Origin of the sequence: Actinopolymorpha cephalotaxi, from assembly GCF_013408535.1 — a bacterium.
GTDB classification, from domain to species: domain Bacteria; phylum Actinomycetota; class Actinomycetes; order Propionibacteriales; family Actinopolymorphaceae; genus Actinopolymorpha; species Actinopolymorpha cephalotaxi.
The window spans coordinates 342,556-364,857 of sequence record NZ_JACBZA010000001.1 but is presented as its reverse complement, the minus strand read 5'-3'; the positions used below and the strand labels follow the sequence as shown (position 1 = coordinate 364,857).

At 70.2% G+C, this 22,302-nt stretch carries 18 protein-coding genes and 1 pseudogene; 14 read left to right on the top strand and 5 right to left on the bottom strand.

All coding sequences use genetic code 11. The features are described from left to right. Window positions 1-18 precede the first annotated feature (18 nt). Window positions 19-2,682 (bottom strand): penicillin acylase family protein, encoded by a 2,664-nt coding sequence (locus FHR37_RS01595; protein WP_092881424.1) that lies wholly within the window; start codon window positions 2,680-2,682, stop codon window positions 19-21. Between the two features lie 1,020 nt (window positions 2,683-3,702). Between FHR37_RS01595 and FHR37_RS01590 the strand changes: the two genes are divergently transcribed. The 9 genes and pseudogenes from FHR37_RS01590 (at window position 3,703) to mscL (ending at window position 13,335) form a co-directional block, all read left to right on the top strand. Beyond that, window positions 3,703-5,856: an ABC transporter substrate-binding protein gene (locus FHR37_RS01590; RefSeq protein ID WP_092881422.1), complete on the top strand. Its 2,154-nt coding sequence runs from the start codon at window positions 3,703-3,705 to the stop codon at window positions 5,854-5,856. Between the two features lie 92 nt (window positions 5,857-5,948). Next, window positions 5,949-6,935 carry an ABC transporter permease gene (locus FHR37_RS01585; protein WP_092881420.1) on the top strand — a complete coding sequence of 329 codons (987 nt, stop codon included), beginning with the start codon at window positions 5,949-5,951 and terminating at the stop codon, window positions 6,933-6,935. A gap of 13 nt (window positions 6,936-6,948) precedes the next feature. Then, entirely contained in the window at window positions 6,949-8,067 is a 1,119-nt protein-coding gene (locus tag FHR37_RS01580) for an ABC transporter permease (protein WP_092881418.1), read from the top strand. Between the two features lie 102 nt (window positions 8,068-8,169). After that, window positions 8,170-9,396 (top strand): ABC transporter ATP-binding protein, encoded by a 1,227-nt coding sequence (locus FHR37_RS01575; RefSeq protein ID WP_092881416.1) that lies wholly within the window; start codon window positions 8,170-8,172, stop codon window positions 9,394-9,396. A gap of 8 nt (window positions 9,397-9,404) precedes the next feature. Further along, on the top strand, window positions 9,405-10,499 hold the full coding sequence (locus FHR37_RS01570; protein ID WP_092881414.1) for an ABC transporter ATP-binding protein: 1,095 nt from the start codon (window positions 9,405-9,407) through the stop codon (window positions 10,497-10,499). Next, window positions 10,496-11,032, top strand: a complete 537-nt coding sequence (locus FHR37_RS01565; RefSeq protein WP_092881412.1) for a hypothetical protein — start codon at window positions 10,496-10,498, stop codon at window positions 11,030-11,032. Before FHR37_RS01570 ends, FHR37_RS01565 begins: the two co-directional genes overlap by 4 nt. Before the next feature lie 185 nt (window positions 11,033-11,217). Next, window positions 11,218-11,529: pseudogene (locus tag FHR37_RS32860) on the top strand (FmdB family zinc ribbon protein); the annotation flags it as partial. Between the two features lie 333 nt (window positions 11,530-11,862). Beyond that, window positions 11,863-12,720, top strand: a complete 858-nt coding sequence (gene cpaB, locus FHR37_RS01555) for a Flp pilus assembly protein CpaB (RefSeq protein ID WP_202817909.1) — start codon at window positions 11,863-11,865, stop codon at window positions 12,718-12,720. A 105-nt stretch (window positions 12,721-12,825) separates the two neighbouring features. Further along, complete coding sequence (mscL, locus tag FHR37_RS01550; RefSeq protein ID WP_092881406.1) at window positions 12,826-13,335, top strand: large conductance mechanosensitive channel protein MscL; 510 nt, start codon at window positions 12,826-12,828, stop codon at window positions 13,333-13,335. 19 nt (window positions 13,336-13,354) lie between these two features. On the opposite strand, the gene FHR37_RS01545 is transcribed toward mscL, so the two are convergent. Next, on the bottom strand, window positions 13,355-13,528 hold the full coding sequence (locus FHR37_RS01545; RefSeq protein WP_175542362.1) for a hypothetical protein: 174 nt from the start codon (window positions 13,526-13,528) through the stop codon (window positions 13,355-13,357). Between the two features lie 111 nt (window positions 13,529-13,639). Here FHR37_RS01545 and FHR37_RS01540 point away from each other — a divergent pair, with 111 nt between their 5' ends. Both FHR37_RS01540 and FHR37_RS01535 read left to right on the top strand, forming a co-directional pair. Beyond that, window positions 13,640-14,584 carry an ABC transporter permease gene (locus FHR37_RS01540; protein ID WP_092881404.1) on the top strand — a complete coding sequence of 315 codons (945 nt, stop codon included), beginning with the start codon at window positions 13,640-13,642 and terminating at the stop codon, window positions 14,582-14,584. Then, a complete protein-coding gene (locus tag FHR37_RS01535) occupies window positions 14,581-15,693 on the top strand; it encodes an ABC transporter ATP-binding protein (RefSeq protein WP_237768590.1) in 1,113 nt (370 codons plus the stop codon). The genes FHR37_RS01540 and FHR37_RS01535 overlap by 4 nt, the downstream gene beginning before the upstream one ends. Here the strand turns inward: FHR37_RS01535 and FHR37_RS01530 are convergent. Then, window positions 15,681-16,265 carry a GNAT family N-acetyltransferase gene (locus tag FHR37_RS01530; protein WP_092881850.1) on the bottom strand — a complete coding sequence of 195 codons (585 nt, stop codon included), beginning with the start codon at window positions 16,263-16,265 and terminating at the stop codon, window positions 15,681-15,683. The genes FHR37_RS01535 and FHR37_RS01530 overlap by 13 nt on opposite strands. A 67-nt stretch (window positions 16,266-16,332) precedes the next feature. Beyond that, window positions 16,333-17,436: an LLM class flavin-dependent oxidoreductase gene (locus FHR37_RS01525; protein WP_269086061.1), complete on the bottom strand. Its 1,104-nt coding sequence runs from the start codon at window positions 17,434-17,436 to the stop codon at window positions 16,333-16,335. A 106-nt stretch (window positions 17,437-17,542) separates the two neighbouring features. Here FHR37_RS01525 and FHR37_RS01520 point away from each other — a divergent pair, with 106 nt between their 5' ends. From FHR37_RS01520 to FHR37_RS01510, 3 genes are all read left to right on the top strand, one after another. Next, window positions 17,543-18,337: an aldo/keto reductase gene (locus FHR37_RS01520; protein WP_092881400.1), complete on the top strand. Its 795-nt coding sequence runs from the start codon at window positions 17,543-17,545 to the stop codon at window positions 18,335-18,337. A 173-nt stretch (window positions 18,338-18,510) separates the two neighbouring features. After that, window positions 18,511-19,299: a phytanoyl-CoA dioxygenase family protein gene (locus FHR37_RS01515; protein WP_092881398.1), complete on the top strand. Its 789-nt coding sequence runs from the start codon at window positions 18,511-18,513 to the stop codon at window positions 19,297-19,299. A gap of 57 nt (window positions 19,300-19,356) precedes the next feature. Beyond that, the gene (locus FHR37_RS01510; protein ID WP_092881396.1) at window positions 19,357-20,280 is read left to right on the top strand and encodes a D-isomer specific 2-hydroxyacid dehydrogenase family protein; all 924 of its coding nucleotides are present in this window, start codon (window positions 19,357-19,359) and stop codon (window positions 20,278-20,280) included. Window positions 20,281-20,303: 23 nt separating this feature from the next. On the opposite strand, the gene FHR37_RS01505 is transcribed toward FHR37_RS01510, so the two are convergent. Next, on the bottom strand, window positions 20,304-22,190 hold the full coding sequence (locus tag FHR37_RS01505; RefSeq protein ID WP_092881394.1) for an MFS transporter: 1,887 nt from the start codon (window positions 22,188-22,190) through the stop codon (window positions 20,304-20,306). Between the last annotated feature and the right edge of the window lie 112 nt (window positions 22,191-22,302).

The following is a 22,302-nucleotide window of genomic DNA, read 5'->3' as shown; positions in this document are numbered from 1 at the left end:
CCGCCGGGCCCGGGCCGGCTAGGGAACCAGCGCCTGCAGATGCTCGGCGGCCCGCTCCACCGCGGGTTTGGCGTACGGCCAGGCGAACGTGCCGCCGGCCGCCCAGGTCCTGAACTGGTCGTTGTAGTGCGCCGACCCCGGATGCCCGGAGATGCCGGTGAGGTTGACCCAGCGCGAACGGTCGAAGTCGGCGAGGTCCACGACCATCCGCATCGACGGGACTGCCCGCACGTCGAACCCGGTCGCGGCGTTCCACGCGGTCGCCAGCACCGCGTCCGTCCCGCCGGGAAGGTCGTAGGGGCCGCGGTTGAAGAGCCGCTCCAGCGGCGCCACCCCGCTTCGCCCGAACGACTGGTCGACGAGCTCCAGCCGGTGCAGCCGACCCCACCGCCACTCGGCCGGATCCTTCGCCAGCCGCCGGGTGAGGTCCCGGCGCGCGCCCTCCAGTGCCCGGCGCAGGATGACGTCGCGGTCCTCTCGTACTCCCTTGGTGCGTACGTCGTCCCACCACGGGCTGTTCGGCCGGCTCAGCTGGCCGCGCACGACCTCCCACCACCGGTCACCGCCCGACGGCCAGGCGTTCCTCGGCAGCTCGTCGTGGAAGGTGTCCCCGAGCAACCTCGCCCAGACCGCGTTGAAGTACGCCGCGGGCGCGGAGTCGGCGCCCTGGCTGTAGTTCCAGCCGCGGAACAGCCGCTGGGCCTGCGCGGTGAAGTCGTCGACGCGGACCCGCAGGAGGTACGGCACCAGCATGGCGGCGGCTTCGTTGCGGGTGTCGGTCTGGATGGCCTGCATGTCGGCGACGTCGAGCCGGCCCTCGCGGCGGATCAGCTCGGTGATCAGGTCGCCGATCCGGTCGCTGCGGTAGCCGTAGGAGTAGTGGTCGGCGAGCTGGAAGGGGTACGACGCCGGTGCGACCGCCTGGTTGGCGGTGACGATGTAGCCGCGCGGCGGGTCGAACTCGGCCGGCAGCCGGTCGAAGGGCACCCAGCCGGTCCAGTCGTAGTCGCTGCTCCACCCCGGGACCGGCCAGCGGCCGTCGCTGCCCTTGCGGATCGGGATCCGGCCCGGCGCCTGGTAGCCGATGTGCCCGTCGACGTCGGCGTAGACGAGGTTCTGCGCGGGCGAGTCGAACAACGCCGCCGCGGCGCGGAACGACTGCCAGTCGCGCGCCGCGTCGATGCCGAACAACGCTTCTGCGGCCTTGCCCGGCTCCAGCGCGGTCCACCGCAGCGCGACCGCGGTCTGCCAGCCGCCGGCCCGCGACCAGCGGCCGACCCGGGACCCGCCGACGGCGCGGCCGACGGACGGGTTCGCGTCGGACAGCACCGGGCCGTGCCGGGTGGAGCGGACGACCACCTCGACCGGGTGCCGGCCCCGGACCTTGATCGTCTCCCGCCGGGTGGTCAGCGGCTCCCGCGCTCCGTCGTACAGGTAGCTGTCGCCGTCGATCCGCTCGACGTAGAGGTCGGTGACGTCCGCGCCGAGGTTGGTGAGTCCCCACGCGATCCGGTCGTTGTGGCCGATCACCACACCCGGCATCCCGGAGAAACCGAAGCCCGCCACGTCGAACGGGCAGTCCTCGCCGACCACCCGGCAGTGCAGGCCGATCTGGTACCACAGCGAGGGCAGCTGGGGAGCCAGGTGCGGGTCGTTGGCGAGCATCGGCTTGCCGGTGGTGGTGTGGGAGCCCGCGACCACCCAGGAGTTCGAGCCGATGCCGGCGTTCGCCCCGTCGCCGGGGCCGAGCGGGGAGGGCGCTCCGGCGAGGAACGCACGAGCCTCCCGCAACGCCGCCGCGGTGTCGGCGGGCAGGCCGGGGGGCGGCGAGTCGGCCGCGGGGTCGGTGAGCGGTGGGCCGGTGAGCGGTGGGCCGCCGGCCGGAGTGCGGGGCCCGGCGGGGACGACGACCGACCGGCCGGGCATCCGGACGGACCCGGCGCCGGAGTCGCCGCCCGCCGCGCTGTCCGCCGCGCTGTCCGCCGTCGGCAGCTGGGTGACGATCGGCGGGTGCCGGTCGAAGGGGTACGCGGGATAGAGCTGGTCGACCCGGTCCGGTGCCAGCCTGGTCGAGTCCAGCGCCCGGGCGATCTCGTCGTCGAGGTTGCCCCGCAGGTCCCACGCCATCGCCTTCAGCCAGGCCAGCGAGTCGACCGGCGACCAGGGCTCGGGGCGCTGCTCGGGCCCGAGCAGGCCGAGGGTGTACTCCACCGACAGGCGGGATCCGCTGTGGGTGTCGAGGTAGGCGTTGACGCCGTCGGTGAACGCCCGCAGGTAGCCGCGTACGGGGTCCGACAGCCGGGGGTACTCCTCCGCCGCCACCCGGCGCCAGCCCATGGTGCGGACGAACCTGTCGGTGGACACCAGCCGCGGTCCGAACCACTCCGCCAGCCGCCCGGCGGTGAGGTGCCGCCGGAAGTCCATCTCGTAGAAGCGGTCCTGCGCCTGGACGTACCCCTGGGCGCGGAACAGGTCCTCGGGGGTGTCGGCGTAGATCTGCGGAACGCCCCGCGCGTCGCGCCGGACCTCCACGGCGGCCGACAGCCCGGGCAGCCGCGCCTCGCCGTCGTACCCGGGAAGCGAGCGCCGAACGGCGACGATCGCGGCGGCACTGCCCACGACCAGAACGAGCGCGAGCAGGGTCACCAGAGCGACCGCGAGGCGCACCAGTCGTCGTTGCACGCTCCGCAGCCTAGTGGTTACACCAGGACATCCAGGGCACGTCTCGGACACGTCCCGCCGCGATCATGGGGGCTTCGACCGGCGGCGAGCCGGCCGGGAATTCGACGAAAAGGAATTCACGGAATGCACAATGGGCTGCCGTCAAATAAACAAAAACGGCAGCACTATTGAGCAACGACGAAATCGGGCGTCCCGAAACAATAGCGGCCCGAGCCGTCGGTCGCGGAAGTATGGCACAACTTCCGCACACCGGCGTCAAGAGGTGAACGTAGGGTCGGATCCGCGACGTCCCGGATCCGAAGGGTGGCCACCCGTGTCCGACCGGTAACGGCCAACCACTTCGCCGATACCCCTTGCACAGCAAGGCTTCCGGGCGGTACAAGCAGACCACTTCATCGATCCTGGGCGCCCCGGCCGCGTGCCGGACGGGGTGCATGTGGGATCGATTCCAGTACGTAGCGCATTCCTGCGACAACCCGGCGTAGTTCCTTCCACATTCTGACGTTTAGTTTCTTCCAGACCCTTGGAACGTCGACCCGGGCGGTATTAACATGCCCGAAATTACGCACAGGTCTCCGACTTGGGAGGCCTGACGTGCAGTGTCCGGAAGAGGTAACGAGACGGTCGCAAAACGATGACAATTCATCAGCACGCAACACGGGTTCGGCGAGGAGATTGCTCCTCGCCGGCGTCGTGCTGCCGTGCGCGCACCGTGGGGCCCGCGTCAAGGCGCCGGGCCGACCACCTCGGCGAGCCGGGCATGACCAACTTCACGACGCCGGAGACCAGGCCCGCGGAGGCCGCCGGCCCCTGCGGCGTCGTGACACCGGGGGTCGCCCTCGTGGGCACTCCTTCAACCACTGCACAACGCGCACATGTACTCACGCGACCGGGGCGTTCGGATCGTCCTGCGGTGGGATCGCGCGGTACTGAATCACCACGGGCTCGGCCAGTCGGCAGTTTCCGGCGGTCCTTCGGGATGCCGGCCCGCAGCGCCTTGAAGGAAAGGGCACAGATCAGATGACCGGAAAGGCCATGCTCAACCGGCGGACGTTCCTTTACGGGACCGCCGCTGCCGCGGGTGGCGTCATGCTTGCTGCGTGTTCGAGCGGCGGAGGCTCGACCGACGGAAGCGGACCCAAGAAGAACGCGGGCGACGGCGGGAACGCCTCCACCGCGAAGGGTTCCAACACCAAGGCGCTCCCCAAGCCGTCCAAGTTCCAGGAATCTCCGCTGCTCGCCGAGCAGGTCAAGGCCGGCAAGCTGGACGCGATCGAGAAGCGTCTCCCGGAGAACCCCTTCGTGATTCCTCACAAGTGGGTCAAGCCGGGCAAGTTCGGCGGTGATCTGCTGATGATCAGCCCCTCCGCCTCCGGTGGCGCGATCGACGCCTCCAACAAGGAGTACATGTACGGCCACACGCTGCTGCGGTGGCTGAACGACGGTCTGGCCATCACCGGCGGCCTGGTCGAGTCCTGGGAGCACAACGCCGACGCGAGCGAGTGGACCCTGCACTTCCGCAAGGGCCTGCGCTGGTCGGACGGGGAGCCCTGGTCCACCGAAGACATCATGTTCTGGTGGAACGACCTGGTGCTCAACACCGACCACAGCGAGACGCCCCCGGACGAGTGCAAGTCCGGCACCGGCAAGGTCGCCACGCTCAGCGCGGTGGACCCGAACACCCTCACCATGAAGTTCGACGCCCCCGCGCCGCTGACCGCCGACCGGCTGGCCATGTGGGTGAAGGGCACGAACGGCAACGGCCCGAAGTGGATGGTGCCGGCGCACTTCGCCAAGCAGTACCACCCGAAGTACAACAAGAAGGTCGGCAAGAGCTGGGCCTCGGCCGGCGGGCTGTTCGAGACCAAGGTCGACTTCTCCCGCAACCCGGACTGCCCGACGATGACCGGGTGGAAGCTGAAGTCCATCAAGGAGGGGCGCAGCATCGTCTGGGAGCGCAACCCGTACTACCACTGCGTCATGCCGAACGGCGACCAGCTCCCGTACGTCGACACCCTCAACATGTCGGTCGTCCAGGACAAGCAGGTCGGCAAGCTGCAGATGCAGCAGGGCAAGCTCGACTACGTGCACGGCCCGTTCTTCGGTGTCGCGCTGCCGGACATCTCGGCGATGAAGCAGTCGCAGAAGACGTCCAAGCTCGACGTCCTGCTGTGGGACGGCGGTTCGGGCACCGGGTCGGTGTTCTTCTTCAACTACGACCACAAGGACCCGAAGCTCCGCAAGCTCATCCGTGAGCCGAAGTTCCGCAAGGCGCTGTCGATGGCGACCAAGCGGGCCGACATGCAGAAGGCGATCTACTTCAACACCGGTGAGCAGACCACCGGCACGCTGAGCCCGAAGGCCAAGGAATACAAGGTCAACGACGAGGGCAAGCAGGTCTACCAGCAGTGGCGGGACTCCGCACTGAAGTACGACCCGGCGGCGGCCAAGAAGCTGCTGGACGAGCTCGGCGTGGTCGACAAGGACGGTGACGGCTACCGCGAGTTCCCCGACGGGAGCAAGCTGAAGTTCACCCTGGACTTCCCGGCCGACACCACCGACGACCACAAGCAGAAGAACTCCTACCTCGAGCGGGACTGGAAGGCCATCGGCATCAAGGCCCAGCAGAACCCCGTCGCGCCGCAGGGGTGGGGCGACCTGTGGAACAACGGCAAGCTCACGTCCACCACGGCGTGGGAGGTCGGGGACGGTCCCAACCACCTGGTCTACCCGCAGTGGCTGGTGCCGATCGAGAACAGCCGGTACTGCCCGCTCGAAGGCTCCTGGTACAACGTCCGTGGCACGCCCGACGAGGGCAAGCAGGCGAACGTCGACCCGTTCAAGCGGACACCGCCTCGGATGGAGCCCGAGAAGGGCGGTCCGATCGACCAGTTGTGGAAGATCTACGACAAGTCCAAGGTCGAACCGGACGAGATGAAGCGGACCCAGATGGTGTGGGAGATGATCAAGATCCACATCAAGTACGGTCCGTTCTTCCAGGGCTCGGTCGCCAACACCCCGCAGGTGGTGCTGGCCCGGCAGGGTCTGATGAACATCCCGAAGAAGGAAAACCTCGCGCAGGGTGGGTTCGTCAACCCGTGGATTCACCCGACGCCCGCGGTCTATGACCCCGAGACCTTCTTCTGGGACAAGCCCGACCAGCACAAGGTCTAAGGCGCAACGGATGGGTGGGGGTGCCGGTCGGCACCCCCACCCACCTGCCGCCGCCCCGCCCCACCGGGATCGACTGATCGGGAGACGCACAGATGGTCGTTTTCATTGTTCGGCGTTTGCTCTACATGATCCTCACGCTCTTCATCATCTCGATCGTCAGCTTCGTGATGATCCAGGCGCCGCCCGGAGACGCGCTGACGGCCGAGATCCAGCGGCTGCGCAGTATCGGCAACAACGTGTCGCAGGACCAGATCGACGCCCTCAAGACGCGCTACGGCCTGGACGACCCGGTGATGGTGAAGTACGGCAAGTGGATCGGCGGCTTCATGAAGGGCGACTTCGGTCAGTCCTTCACGTATCGCCAGCCGGTCGGCGACCTCATCTGGGGCCGGCTCGGGCTCTCGGTCATGCTCGCGGGCGGGGCGCTCATCATCGCCTGGTTGATAGCGATACCCATCGGGGTCTATTCAGCGACCCATCGATATTCGTTACCCGACTACCTCATCACCCTGTTCCAGTTCATCGGCGTGGCCGTGCCGGAGTTCCTGCTGGCGCTGGTCGTCCTGGTGTTCGCCGCGAGATTCCTGGGGTCCGACGTCGGCGGGTTGTTCTCCGCGCAGTATCAGGACGCCCCATGGAGTGGAGCGAAGTTCGTCGACTTCCTCAAGCACGTGTGGATTCCGCTGGTCGTCATCTCCGCGAGCAGCACCGCCTGGCTCACCCGCGTGATGCGGGCCAACCTGCTGGACGTGCTCAACCAGCAGTACGTCCAGACGGCCCGCGCGAAGGGCGTCCTGGAACGCCGGGTGATCTGGAAGCACGCCACCCGCAACGCCGTACACCCGCTCATCATGGCGCTGGGTACGACGTTGCCGGTCCTCATCTCCGGTGAGGCGATCGTGAGCATCGTGCTCAACCTGCCCACGACCGGACCGCTGTACCTGCAGGCTCTGCTGAACCAGGACATGTACCTCGCGGCCACGCTGCTGATGTTCTTGTCGATGCTGCTGATCCTCGGCAACCTGCTCGCCGACATCGCACTGGCCTGGGTCGACCCCCGGGCCCGGTCCGCCGAGTGAGAGGGCGCCACTGATGGCGATCATCCAGGAACCAATCTCCCAAGAGCACCAGGCGCCCGCCGAGAAGGGCTCCGACGTCGGCGAGATCCCCCAGTGGCGGTTGATGGCGCGCCGCTTCAAGCAGAGCAAGCTCGCCGTGGCCGGCGGGATCGTCCTGCTGGTGATGTACGGCATCGCGTTGTTCGCGCCGTTCCTGGCGCCGTACGACGCGAACGCCGTCAACTCCGACCGGGCCAACGCCGCACCGGCGAAGCTGACCTGGAAGGGCGGCCCGGCCGTCTGCGGGGTGGCCCAGACGCTGAACAAGGACACCTTCACCTGGGAGTACAAGACCAACTGCGACAAGCCGGACCCGATCAACTTCTTCGTGAAGGGCGCCGACTACAAGGTCTTCGGCCTCATCCCGACCACCACGCACCTGTTCGGGGTGGACAAGCCCAACACCGTCTACCTGTGGGGCGCCGACGACCAGGGCCGGGACATCTTCAGCCGGACCATCATCGGCTCCCGGGTCTCCTTGACCATCGGCCTGGTGGGTGTCGGTATCGGCACCATCCTGGGTGCCATCATCGGCACGATCTCCGGCTACTTCGGCGGACTCGTGGACAACGTGCTGCAGCGCATCATCGAGATCATCCTCTCGGTGCCGACGCTGCCGCTGTGGGCGATGATGGCGGCCATCCTTCCCCGCGACATGACGGTGACCAAGCGATATCTGTTCATCACCGTCATCCTGTCGCTGGTGGGCTGGGCCGGCCTCGCGAGACAGATCCGCGGAAAGGTGATGTCGTACGCCGGCGCCGACTACGTGGCGGCGGCCCGGGCCGCGGGCAGCGGGCACGCCCGGGTCATCCTGAGCCACATGGTGCCGAACTCCATCAGCCACCTGGTGGTGGTGACCATGCTGGCGATCCCCACCACGATCATCGCCGAGACGTCACTGTCGTTCCTCGGCATCGGGATGTTGCCGCCGGCGGTCAGCTGGGGTGTGCTCCTGCAGGACGCGCAGAAGGTGCAGGCCGTCCAGCAGTACCCCTGGATGCTCATCCCCGCGGTGGCGGTGGTGATCGCGGTGACGTGTTACCAGCTGCTCGGTGACGGCGTTCGTGACGCGGTGGACCCCTATGGCTAGGCCGTACCCGCACACCACCGGCATCCGCGGCACGAGCGAGGCGGGACGTCATCTCCGGCGTCCCGGCCTCGTTCGGCACAGAGGAGAGACAGGGGTCTCGTCATGAGTGAGGCAACCATCAGCAACCCCTCCACCAGGATGGCCGCCGACGCCGTCGTCAGCGTCCGTGACCTGCAGGTGGAGTTCCCGACCCAGATCGGCGTCGTACGTGCACTGAACGGCGTCACCTTCGACGTTCCCCGCGGCCGGGTGCTCGGGATCGTCGGCGAGAGCGGCTCGGGCAAGAGCGTGACCGCCCGCGCGATCCTGCGGATCATCGAGCGGCCGGGCCGGATCGTCAACGGCGACATCCTGTTCCGCCCGGGTGTGGAGCGGAAGGGCGGCGGCCGGGCCACCAGGCGCAACCGCGGCCGTACGGGTACGGGCGGGCCCAAGGAGGCCGCGCCCGAGGCCGGCGCGACCGAGGAGACCGGCACCGGCACCGTCACCAAGGCGCCCGCCGAGAACTCCCGGGGCGTGGTCGACCTGACCTCGCTGGACCCGACCGGTGACCGGATCCGGGCCATCCGCGGCCAGGAGATCTCGATGATCTTCCAGGAGCCGATGACCTCGCTGAACCCGGTCTACACCGTGGGCGACCAGATCGCCGAGGCGATCCTGCTCCACCAGACGCCGGACCGGAACGAGGCCAACAAGCGGGCGGTGGAGATGCTGCGCCGGGTGGGGATGCCCAACCCCGAGCGCATCGCCAAGAGCTACCCCCACCAGCTCAGTGGTGGTATGCGCCAGCGGGCGATGATCGCGATGGCGCTGTCGTGCACGCCGACCCTGCTGATCGCCGACGAGCCGACCACGGCTCTGGACGTGACCACCGAGGCGCAGATCCTGGAGCTGATGCGCGAGCTGCAGGACGAGTACGGCATGTCGATCATGTTCATCACCCACAGCATGGGCGTCGTCGCGCAGCTGTGCGACGAGGTGGTCGTCATGTACCTCGGCCGGGTCGTCGAACGCGCACCGGTCGACGACATCTTCCACGACCCCAAGCACCCCTACACCGTCTCGCTGCTGCGGTCGATCCCCCGGATCGGCGTCAACCGCGGGACGCCGCTGGAGGTCATCAAGGGTTCGGTGCCCGACCCGTACTCCACCGTTCCGGGCTGCCCCTTCCACCCGCGCTGTCCAAGTGCGATGAAGGGGTTGTGCGACACGGTGCTGCCGGTGGAGGCTCCGGTGGAAGGGAAACCCGACCACAACGTCCGGTGCCACCTCTACCCGGGCAGCACACCTGCCGAGGCCGCGTCCGCGTCCGCCGCCGCGGGCAAGTAGGAGGAATCGTGAACGACGTTCTGCTCGAGGTCAGCGACCTCAAGAAGCACTTCCCCATCAAGCAGGGCTTCCTGAGGCGCACCGTCGGCCACGTGAAGGCCGTGGACGGGGTCAACCTCTCGGTCAACCGCGGCGAGACGTTCTCGATCGTCGGGGAGAGCGGGTGCGGCAAGAGCACCACCGGCCGGACCATCCTCCGGCTGGAGGAGCCCACCGAAGGCTCGGTGGTCTTCGACCACACCGAGCTGGGCAAGGTCAACATCGGGGACGCCGACCACAAGACGCTGAAGCGGATCCGGCCGGAGATGCAGATCATCTTCCAGGACCCGTTCTCGTCGCTGGACTCGCGGATGACGGTCGGCCGGATCATCGCCGAGCCGATGATCATCAACAACACGCTGTCCGGCCGGGCGCTGCGGGACCGGATCGCCGAGTTGCTCACCGTGGTCGGACTGCGGCCCGAGCACGCCAGCCGATACCCGCACGCGTTCAGCGGCGGCCAGCGCCAGCGCATCGGGATCGCCCGGGCACTGGCGCTGAACCCCAAGCTGATCATCTGCGACGAGCCCGTGTCCGCACTGGACGTGTCGGTTCAGGCCCAGGTGCTCAACCTGCTGGAGGACCTTCAGGATCGCTTCGACCTGACGTACCTCTTCATCTCCCACGACCTCAGCGTGGTCGAGCACATCTCCGACCGCGTTGCGGTGATGTACGTCGGGAAGGTGGTCGAGGTCGGCACCACCGACCAGCTGTTCTACAGCCCGAAGATGCCCTACACCGAGGCGCTGCTGTCCTCGCTGCCGCAGCCGGACCCGCGCAAGCGGACCCGGCCCACGCTGCTCACCGGCGACGTGCCCAGCCCGGCCAACCCCCCGTCCGGCTGCTACTTCCACACCCGGTGTCCGTACGCTCAGGACATCTGCCGGGCCGAGGAGCCCCCGCTCCGCGACACCGGTGACAACCACATGGCAGCCTGTCACTTCTCCGACACGCTCGAACTCAAGGGCGCGAGCCGCCTTGCCGAGATCCCGGTGGCGCCGGAGGTCATGACCAAGGTGGCGGAGCAGCAGCAGGCGCAGAGGCAGCAGGAGGCAACGAAGTGACCACTCCCGTCCGCGAGGGGCGGCCCCGGTTCACCGGGGTCAGCACCTACCAGGACCCGATGGGGCGGTTCTCGTTCCGGTTCCCGTCCGACTGGCACCAGTTCGAGCTGGACGAGGACCGGGAGGGCGTGCTGTTCTCCCCCGAGGAGGACGACCCCAGGACGTACTTCGCGGCGTGGGTCAGCAAGCTCGACGACCACGTGGTCGCCGAGGACCAGGACACGATCCGCGAGGGCATCGAGGCGGGGCTCGCCCAGCTGCCCGGTTGTGAGGTGGAGAGCCGCAAGGACGACCTGCTCGGCAACCTCGTCAAGCTGGAGCGGATCTACACCTTCGAGGAGGAGGGGGCCGTCCGGAAGCGCCGGGTCTGGACCCTCTACGTCGACACCTGGCGGATCGTGCTGGTCTTCCAGGGTTCGACCGTCGGGGAGTACGACTACTGGCTGCCGATGGGCAACTACTCCTACGCCACGTTCGAGATCCCCGAGGCGCTGTGGTTCGCCACCGACCGGGACCTGAAGGCGTTCGACTGACGGCGTACGGGTGGGTGAGGGCCGTGCGGGTCCTCGATGATCGGAGCCTCCGGGGCCGGGACTGCGCTTAGCAGTCCTTGCCTCGGAGTGCTAATCTTTGCTCCGGTATCGCCTTGGCCAGGCCGCCTGTAACCGAGCCGCCGAGGCCGGCGAAGGTCTTCAGACCGTGCACATGGAGGGTGGCAGTGCCTACCTATCAGTACTCCTGCGTCGACTGCGGCGAGCAGCTTGAGGCCGTCCAGAAGTTCTCCGACGACCCGCTGACCGTGTGCCCCGCGTGCAGCGGCAAGCTCCGCAAGGTCTTCAGCGCCGTCGGCGTGGTCTTCAAGGGTTCCGGCTTCTACCGCAACGACAGCCGCAGCAGCCAGCAGCGGTCCGGTGGCTCCGGCAACGGCAGCGGCAAGGACTCCGGGTCCAAGGAGACCAGCGGCTCCGGCAAGGAGTCCGCAAGCAGCTCGTCCGACTCCGGATCGGGCAAGTCCGGCAGCTCGGACAGCTCCGGCGGCTCCGGGAGCTCGAGCGGCTCGGGAAGCTCCGGCGGCGGGTCCGGCAAGGACTCCGGCTCCAAGGCGAGCACCTCGAGCGGCTCCGGTTCCTCCAACGCCGCCTAGCTTTTCGCCCGCGCCGGCGTGGAGCCGGCGGGGTTCGTACGTACGCACTGCCGTCCTCGGTCGAGGGCGGCAGTTCGTCTGTCCGGGCTCGTCGACCGGCTCGTTGGCCGGGCTCGTTGGCCGGCCAGGTTTTTGTCCACAGCCGGCGGTTCGGCCGTCTCGAGGGGCCCAACTGTGGACAACCGGATCCGGGTGGGTTCGGCTGCCTAGCCTCGTCGCATGTCCCGACGCCGCTTCGCCACCTCGCGTACCGACGCCTCGTCCACCGACCCTCCCCGGGCGGGTGGGCTCTCCTCGCCGGCCTCGCGTTCCGACGTGCCCGGCTCCCCCGCCCGAGCCCGCGACCGGCCCGGCGGGCGAGGGATGCTGAGCGAGGTCACCCGGGCGATCTCCCGGCATCGCCGGCTGGTCGCGGCCGGGCTGGCCGCGGCGGGCGTCGCGCTGGCCCTGCACCTGCTGGCACCCGAGCCGCCGCCCACCGTCACCGTTCTGGCCGCGGCGCGCGACCTTCCCGGCGGGGCGCCGCTCTCACCGGGCGACCTGCGCGAGGTCGCCCTCCCCCCGCACGTCGTACCAGCCGGAGTCCTGCGCCCCGGTGACCCACGGGCCGGCGGATCGGCGGGCCGCGGCGCCGTGCTGGCCGGCCCGGTCCGGACGGGTGAGCCGCTCACCGACGCCCGGCTGCTCGGGCCGGACCTGCTGGCCCGGGTGCGATCTACCGCGCAGGTGGTGGCCGCTCCGGTACGCGTCGCCGACCCCGGCTCGCTCGCTCTGGTCCGGCCCGGTGACCGGATCGACCTGCTGGCCGCCGAGACCGACGTCGACCAGGCGGCCCGTCCCGCTCGGGTGGTGGCCACCCAGGTCCGGGTGCTCGCCCTGCCGGGCAGCGCGGGTGAGGGGGCGGCCGGATCCGAAGGCGGCGGCGGTCCGCTCGGAAGTGTCGGCGCCGGTGGCTCGGTGGACGCCGGCGGCGAGGGTGGCCTGGTCGTGGTGGCGGTGCCGGCCGAGACCGCCGCCGACCTCGCCCGGGCGGCGGTGACGTCGCGGATCTCCCTGGTGCTGCGCGCGGTGCCCTGACCGGGGCGCGCCGGCCAGGACACGGACAGGGGGTGATGTGGCGCGGCCGGCGCGCGGTAGGTTCCGGCAACGACCGGTACGCCGAGGTGGCGAGGAAGGAGCCCGATGTTCAAGGGGTTCAAGCAGTTCCTGATGCGTGGCAACGTCCTCGACCTCGCGGTCGCGGTCGTGCTGGGCGCGGCGTTCACCAAGATCGTCACCGGACTGCTCGACGGCTTCATCAACCCGCTGGTGGCGGCGATCTTCGGTCAGCCCGACCTCACCAAGGTGGGACACTTCACCGTCCACAACGCGCAGTTCAGCCTCGGGCTGATCATCGACGCGGTGTTCAACTTCCTGATCATCGCCGCCACGATCTACTTCCTCGTGGTGGTGCCGGTCAACCGGCTGGCGGCGCTGCGCCGGCACCGCCACGACCCCGAGGCCGCCCCGGAGATTCCGCCCGCCGAGGACATCCTGCTGCTTCGCGACATCCGCGACCTGCTGGCCGAGGCGCGCGAGCAGCGAGCGGGCCGCGCCGGTGATCAGCGGGACGATCAGCGGGACGGAGCCGGCGACCGGAGCCCGGGCCCTGACTATCCGCCGCCGGCCGGGCAACCGACAGTCTCGCGCTGACGCCGGCTGGCTGCCCGTACTACTGGCCGTGGTGGGGCGGCACCTCGTCGCGAAGGCGACGGTCGGCGTCGTCCTCGGACCCGTCCCGGTCGCCCCAGCGCTCCGGGTCGTCCTCGCCGGCTCGGTCGGGCAGCAACGGGCCGATCGCGTCCGCGCGCCGGTCCGTGCGAGAGGGCCGCTTGGGTTCGTCCATGTCCTCGATGATGCCTCGCCGCCGGGGCGGCGGGTGATCCGCCCCGACCCGCGCGTCCCACGCCGCCCCCACCCCCGCCGCCGGCTGGGTGGCCCCGCCTAGGATCCCGGCATGGCCCGACGGACCGGTGGACCCGCTCCGCGCACCGGTCCGGACGCCGGCACCGGTGCACCGGGCTCCGGCGGCGACTCCCCCACCGGGCGGGACCTCCACCCCGACGAAGTACGAACCGGCCGGACGACAGCCGGCGGGCTACGCCGGCCGGGCGACCGGGGAGTTCGTGCCCGGGTTCCGGTCGTCCTCGCCGTTCCCGCCTGCGTCGGGCTGGCGTTCTTGGTCGTCCCGCTGCTCGGCCTGGTGGTCCGCGCACCCTGGTCGAGCCTGATCGACGAGCTCGGACGGCCGGAGGTCTGGCAGGCCCTGCGACTGTCCCTGGTGTCGGCCACTCTCGCGACGCTGGTCGCGCTGGTGCTCGGTGTCCCGCTCGCCTGGGTGCTGGCCCGGAGCACCCTCCCGGGCCGCGGACTGGCGCGCGCCCTGGTGACCGTTCCGCTCGTCCTGCCACCCGTCGTCGGTGGGGTCGCGTTGCTGCTCGTGCTGGGCCGGCGCGGCCTGGTGGGGCAGTGGCTGGACGCGTGGTTCGGGCTGTCGCTGCCGTTCACCACCGCGGCGGTCGTCCTCGCCGAGGCGTTCGTCGCCACGCCGTTCCTGGTGCTGAGCGTGGAGGGTGCGCTGCGCGCGGCGGACCGGCGGTACGAGGACGCCGCCGCGACGCTCGGCGCCTCGGGCTGGCTGACGTTCCGCCGGGTCACCCTCCCCCTGGTCGCGCCCGGCGTCGCGGCCGGCGCCGTCCTCGCCTGGGCCAGGGCGCTCGGTGAGTTCGGGGCGACGATCACGTTCGCCGGGAACTTCCCCGGCACCACGCAGACGATGCCGCTCGCGGTGTACGTCGCGATGGAGACCAGCCCCGACGCCGCGATCGTGCTCAGCCTGCTGCTGCTCGTCGTGTCGGTGGTGGTGCTCGCCGCTCTGCGCGACCGGTGGGTGCCCCGGTGAGGACGGCGGGCCACGACGCGAACAGGCGAACCTCGACGGGCCTGCGCGCACACGTCGTCGTCCGGCGGCCGGCGTTCGACCTCGACCTCGACCTGACCGCCGGTCCCGGTGAGGTGGTGGCGTTGCTCGGCCCCAACGGCGCCGGCAAGTCGACGACGCTGCGCGCACTGGCCGGGCTGCAGCCCCTGAGCGCGGGCGAGATCCACCTCGGCGACCGGGTGCTCGACCGGCCGGCGACGCGGGACTACCTGCGCGTGGAGCAGCGCCCGATCGGCGTGGTCTTCCAGGACTACCTGCTGTTCCCGCACCTGTCCGCCCTGGACAACGTGGCGTTCGGTCCGCGCGCACACGGCGTGCCGAAGGCGCCGGCGCGAGCGGCGGCACAGTCCTGGCTGGAACGCGTGGGGCTGGCCGACGTCGCCGGCGCCCGGCCGCGCGCGCTGAGCGGCGGGCAGGCGCAGCGGGTCGCGCTGGCCCGGGCGCTCGCGGTGGAGCCCCGGTTGCTGCTGCTGGACGAGCCGCTCGCCGCGCTGGACGCCGCCACCCGGATGGACGTCCGCGCCGACCTTCGCCGGCACCTCTCGGCGTACGACGGGACCTGCGTCCTCGTCACCCACGAACCACTGGACGCCATGGTGCTGGCCGACCGGCTGGTCGTCCTGGAGAACGGCCGGGTCACCCAGCAGGGCTCGCCGGCGGAGGTTGCCCGCACGCCACGCACGGAGTACGTCGCCCGCCTGGTCGGCCTCAACCTGTTCCGCGGGCACACCGACGGGGCGGGCGAGGCAGGCGCGGCCGGTGTCGTCCGGCTGGCCGACGGCGGCGAGCTGACCACGGGGAGGCGGGTGGCGGGCGAGGTGTTCGTCGCGTTCGCCCCGTCGGCGGTGGCGTTGTACGGCAGCGCGCCCGGTGGCAGCCCGCGCAACTGCTGGCAGGTGGAGGTCGTCGGCGTCGAACGCCACGGAGACCTGATGCGCGTACGTCTGACCGGCCGGCCGCCGGTGCTCGCCGACGTCACCGCCGACGCGGTCGCCGACCTCGGCCTGCAGCCGGGCGCCCGGGTCTGGGCGAGTGTGAAGGCGGCCGAGATCCGCTGCTACCCGGCCTGACTGTCCGCGGCCGTACCGGCGGGGCGAAAGTCGGCGGCACGGAGCCGGTAGAGCACGCAGCGCCGCAACGGACCTTCCGGCTCCGAGGGATCGTCGAAGTCCTCCGCGGGATCGCGGGTCATGCCGATGCGCCGCATCACCGCCTGCGAACGGTGATTACCGGCAGTCGTGACCGCCAGGATCTCCGGCAGCCCGAGGGTCCGGAAGCCGAACGCCAGCGTCGCGAACGCTGCCTCGGTGGCGTAGCCGTGCCCCCAGGCGGAGCGGGCGAGCCGCCAGCCGATCTCGATTCCGTCGAACGGCATGTAGTCGTCCACCAGGTCCAAGCCCGCGAAGCCGATGAACGTCCCGGTGGCGACCACCTCGACGGCCCACCATCCGTAGCCACGCTCGTCGAACTCGGCCCGGAAGTTCTCCACCGACGCGGCACTCTGCTCGGGGGTCAGCAGGTCGCCCAGGTGCTCACGGACGGCCGGGTCGGCGTTCATCGCCGCCCACGGCGCCAGGTCGGCCTCGCGCCATCGGCGGAGCAGGAGGCGATCGGTACGGATGTCGGTACGAGTGTCGGTCACGGGGACGAGCGTGTGGCCCGGCCGGTACAGGCGCAAACCAATTTGCCGACGACTCCCGGCCTTACGGCTATCCCGCCGATGACCCGGCCTCGCTCCCAGCGGGCCAGGCCTGGGCGAGCAGCTCGAAGCTGTGCAGGCGTTCGGGCAGTCCGTGTGTCATCGTCGTCACCATCAGCTCGTTCGCGCCGGTGGCCGACACCAGGTCGGTGAGCTCGGCGAGCACGGACTTCGGGTCGCCGATGGTGGGCCGGCTCGGGCCCTGCTCGATGATCCGGAGCTCGGCGTCGGTCCACTCGTGCGCGGCGGCCTCCTCCGGCGTGGGGGTCCGTCGCGGGCGGCCGGTGTAGAGCGACACCTGCGCCAGCCGGGCCGGCCGGGCGATCGCCTCCGCCTCCTCGGCGGTGTCGGCGACGTAGACCGACTGGGTCACCATCGCGTACGGCTCGGCCAGTCGCGCGGACGGCCGGAAGGTGGACCGGTACAGCTCCATCGCGGGCAGCGTGTTGGCCGCGCTGAAGTGGTGGGCGAACGCGAACGGCAGCCCCAGCATCCCGGCGACCTGCGCGCTGTAGCCGCTCGACCCGAGCAGCCACACGTCCGGCGCGGACGCGGCCACGGGCGTGGCGCTCATCCGCCGCAGCGCGAGCCGGCCGCCACCCTCCTCGATGCCCAGCAGGTCGAGCAGGTCGGCGAGCTCCTGCGGGAAGTCCTCGGCGCCGAGTCCCTCCTTCGACCGGCGCAGCGCCGCCGCGGTCGCCGGGTCGGTGCCCGGTGCGCGGCCGATGCCGAGATCGATCCGGCCGGGGCTGAGCGCCTCCAGCATCGCGAACTGTTCGGCGACCACCAGGGGTGGGTGGTTGGGCAACATCACCCCGCCCGAGCCGACCCGGATGCTCCGCGTCCGCGCGGCCACATGGCCGAGGAACACACCCGGTGACGTGGACGCGACGCCGGGCATGTTGTGGTGCTCGGCCACCCAGAAGCGGCGGTAGCCGAGTTCCTCGGCCCGCTGGGCCAGGGCCGCGGCGGCGTTCAGCGCCTCCGCGCTCGTCTGCCCCTCACCGACCGGGGCCAGCTCGAGTACGGAGAGTGGGATCCGGCCGGCCGGGTCTGCGGGCGAGGCGGCGGGCGAGGAGGCCCCGGACTGGGGCTGGGGAATCGAGTCGGACACGCCTCCGAACGTACCTCCGAGAACCGTTTCGGCCACATCTGGCCAGCCCGCCCCCGCCGGGCCAACTGGTTGGCGTTTCACCCGCGCGAAGGGGTAGGACCGAGGAATGACTGACATCGGCCTGTCCTCCCAACTCACCGCACCGCTCTCCCCCGACGCCCGCATCCCGCTGATCGGGTTCGGCACCTGGCAGCTCTCCGGCGACGAGGCTCGCCAGGCCGTCGCCTGGGCGCTGGAAGCCGGCTACCGGCACCTCGACACGGCCACCGGCTACGGCAACGAGGACCAGGTCGGCACCGCGCTGCGCGACAGCGGCGTACCCCGCGACCAGGTCTTCGTCACCACCAAGCTGCCGCCGGACCACGTGGGCCGGGAGCGGCAGACCCTCCAGCAGAGCCTGGACAAGCTCGGCGTGGACCACCTCGACCTGTGGCTGATCCACTGGCCGCCGAACGGCACCGCCGGCGTCGAGTCGTGGAAGGTGTTCGTCGAGGCGCAGAAGGAGGGTCTCGTACGCCACATCGGCGTGAGCAACTACTCCCTGGACCAGATCGACGAGCTCACCTCCCAGACCGGCGTGACGCCCGCGGTCAACCAGATCAAGTGGAGCCCCGTGCAGTTCGACCGCGAGCTGCTCGAGGGGAGCCGTGAGCGCGGCGTCGTCGTGGAGGGCTACAGCCCGTTCCGCGCCGCCAAGCTGGACGACCCGGTGCTGACCGGACTCGCCGAGAAGTACGGCAAGACGGTCCCGCAGGTGATCGTGCGCTGGCACCTGCAGCGCGGCGTCGTGGTGATCCCGAAGTCGGCCAAGCGCGAACGCATCGAGTCCAACGTCGACGTGTTCGACTTCGAGTTGTCCGCGGACGAGCTCACCGCGATCGACAACCTGTCCGAGGCGTGACCGACCGCCCGGATCACTGAACCGACGCCGCACCCGGCCCGGACCCTGGCTCCCGGGCCGGGTGTGGCGTCTGCCGGTTCGGGCCAGCCGGCGACCGCAGGCGGCCAACGGGTGGAACCCCACCCGCACGCGGCGAACCATGGAGCGCGGGACCCGACCGAACGGAGCGCACCATGGACATGGCGACCGCACTGCGCGACCTCGCCGTCACCGACGAAACCCTGTCCACGAAGGAGAAGGACCAGCTCGACCGGGACGGTTTCCTCCCGCTGCCGGGCATCCTCAGCTCCGAGCAGGTCGCGGCGTTCAACACCCGCCTCGCCGAGCTCACCGCCGCCGAGGGCGAGCAGGCCGGCCTCGAGGTGCACCAGGAGGAGGGTGCGGACCGGCTGTCGGACCTGATCAACAAGGACCCGATGTTCGACGTCTGCTTCACCCATCCGCGGGTGCTGGCCGGGATGCGGCACGTACTCGGGGAGTTCAAGGTGTTCTCCCTCAACAGCCGCGCCTCCCGTCCGGGCAAGGGACTTCAGGGTCTGCACACCGACTACGGCGAGCCCGTCCGGCCCGGTGCGTACCGCGTGTGCAACTCCATCTGGCTGCTGGACGACTTCACCGCCGACAACGGCGCCACCCGCGTCGTCCCGGGTTCGCACCGGTGGGCCAAGCTGCCGGGCCAGGAGCTGGCCGACCCCAAGGACGCCCATCCCGACCAGGTTCAGCTGCTCGCCCCGGCCGGCACGGTCGTGATCTTCAACAGCCACCTGTGGCACGGCGGGACGCTGAACAGCTCCGACCGGGCCAGACGGGCCATGCACATGGCGTTCTGCACCCGTGACCTCGCCCAGCAGCTGGACCAGAAGGCCTACATCCGTTCCACGACGTACGACCGGCTCAGCCCGGCGCAGCGGTTCCTGCTCGACGTCGCCGCCGAGGACGTGGCCGCCCGCCAGGCGAGCTGAGCAGGCCGGCCGAGCACCGCCGATCGCGACAACCACCCGCGCGGAGATACTGGACGGATGACCTCCGGTGCACGTACCCCCAAGATCCACGTCGGCCCACAGCAGCTGCCCGAGCTCCTCGAGGCGGTGAAGACGGCGGGCGGTGAGGTGGTCGACGACCCCGCGCAGGCCGAGGCGCTGGTGTGGTGGGGCGGGTCGCCCGACCAGTTCAAGGACGTCGACCACGACGGCATCAAGTGGGTGCAGCTTCCGTCGGCAGGCATCGAGTCGTGGTTCCGGGCCGGCATCTTCACCTCCGGCAAGGTCTACACCTGCGCGGTCGGCAGTTACGCCGACGGTGTCGCCGAGCACACGCTGGCGCTGATGCTCGGCGGCCTGCGCCAACTGCACACGCTCGCCGGCGAACGCACCTGGACGGGCGTACGGTCCGGAACCCTGCTGGACTCGACGGTCGGCATCGTCGGCTGCGGCGGCATCGGCCGGGCGCTGATCCGGATGCTGGAGCCGCTGCGGGTCCGGGTGCTGGCGATCACCCGCTCGGGTACGCCGGTGCCGGGTGCGGCGCACACCTACACCCCGGACCGGCTGGACGACGTACTCTCCGCCTCGGACGTGGTTGTGATCGGCGCCCCGTCGACGGCCGAGACCAAGCACCTGATCGGCGCGCGGGAGCTGGAGTTGATGCAGCCGCACGCCTGGCTGGTCAACATCGCCCGGGGATCGCTGATCGACACCGACGCGCTGGTGGAGGCCCTGCGCGCCGGCAGCATCGCCGGCGCCGGCCTGGACGTCACCGACCCCGAGCCGCTCCCGGACGGCCACCCGCTCTGGGACGAGCCGCGCGCGCTGATCACGCCCCACTCGGCCAACCCGCCCAGCCTGCTCATCCCGGGACTCACCAAGCGGGTGAACGAGAACGTCCGCCGCTACGTCGCGGGCGAGAAGCTGGTCGGGCTGGTCGAGGTGGAACGCGGCTACTGAGCTCTACCGACCTCTGCCGACCTCTACCGACCCGAGTCCTCCGGCGGGCCGAACTGCCGGCGGCCCGTCGGCCGGACGAGGCCCTCGGCGACGGCGGTGCGCAACGCGGCGTCGAAGCGGCGGGGGCCCCACCGGCGGGCGCCGAGTTCGCGGAACAACGTCTCCCGATCCATCGGCCCGCGTTCGCCTACCAGGTTGGCGATCCGGGCGACCTCCTCGTCCAGGGCGCGGTCCCCGGCCAGCCGGCTCTGGCTGGGCGAGGCGCCGGAGGCGTGCATGCCGGGCGAGTAGAACGACGTACCCGGGCCGGGCCGGTATCGCTGTGTGCGCAGGCGTTCCGACCGCCGGGCGATGCGTTCGTCGCGTTCGGACTCGGCCCTTCGGGCCGCCTCCCGCGCGCTCACCCGGTCCTCGTCCTCGGTTCCTGCTTCCGCCCGCTCTCCCTCGCCGGTGCGCTCGTCCGTCTCGTCCGCCTCCTCCGCGGTGAGCGGGCGGGCGATGTTCTCCAGGGACTGCTGCTCGGCGCGCACCCCGAACACCAGTTCGGCCACGCCGCCGAAGGCCATCGCGATCGCGCCGATGAAGAAGCCCAGCGCCACCAGGCCGAGGTTGCCGCTGTGGATGAACTGGCCGAACAGCAACGGCCCGGTGATGCCGCCGATCGCCGTACCGACCGCGTAGAACAAGGCGATCGCGAGCGCCCGGGTCTCCATCGGGAAGATCTCGCTGACCGTCAGGTAGGCCGAGCTGGCGCCGGCCGAGGCGATGAAGAACCCGATCGCCAGCAGGATGATGAACGAGATGGAGTTCAGCGAGTTGCTCAGCAGCAGGAAGCCGATCACCGCGGTCATCACCGCGGCGCCGAGATAGCTTCCGGCGATCATCGGTTTACGCCCGACTGTGTCGAAAAGCCTTCCCAGCAACATCGGGCCGAGGAAGTTGCCGACCGCGAACACGGCCAGGAAGAACGGCACCGAACCGGACGCCACCTTGAAGTACGTACTGAGAATCGTGCCCAGGTCGAAGGTGACCGCGTTGTAGAGGAACGCCTGGCCGATGAACAACGCCAGGCCGAGCAGCGTGCGGTGGGGGTACTTCCTGATCGCGACCCGGGCGAGCTCCCGGAAGGGAATGGTCTTGCGTTGGCGGACCGTGATGCTCTCGCCGGGTTCGGGGATCTCGTCGTCGGCTTCCTCGCGAACCTCGCGTTCGATCGAGTCGACGATCTTCTCCGCCTCGTCCTCGCGGCCGTGGATGAACAACCACCGCGGGCTTTCGGGCACGTGCCGGCGGACGATGAGGATGGCCAGGCCGAAGATGCCGCCCAGGCCGAACGCGAGCCGCCAGCCCAGGTCGGTGGCGAAGATGTCGGAGAGCAGGAAGATCGCGGCGATGCTGCCGAGCGCGGAGCCGACCCAGTAGCTGCCGTTGATGGCGATGTCGACCTGGCCGCGGTTGCGGGCGGGGATGAGCTCGTCGATCGCGGAGTTGATCGCGGAGTACTCCCCGCCGATGCCCATGCCGGTGAAGAACCTGGCCAGGAAGAAGTACCACGGCGCGAACGCGAAGGCGGTGGCCACGGTGGCGACGATGTAGACGCCCAGCGTGAGCAGGAAGAGCTTCTTGCGGCCGAACCGGTCGGTGAGCTGACCGAAGAACAACGCGCCTATGCAGGCGCCCAGGACGTAGATGGCGGCAGCCATACCGATGTCGCCGGCAGTGAGGTGGATCCCACTGCCCTTCTCGATCATGCGGCTGGCGACCGAGCCGACGATCGTCACCTCGAGCCCGTCGAGGATCCACACGGTGCCGAGGCCGATCACCACCCGCCAGTGGAATCGCGACCATGGCAGGCGGTCCAGCCGGGCCGGAACCCGGGTACGAATGGTGTCCAACGTGGTTGACGACATGTGCGGTCCGTTTCGCTCGCTCAGGAAGGCCGGATGGGACGCGCGGTGAGTGGTGCCGCACGTGCCGGCGGACTTCCTCTCGGCGAGATGGCGTACGCCGAGGTGGCGCCGT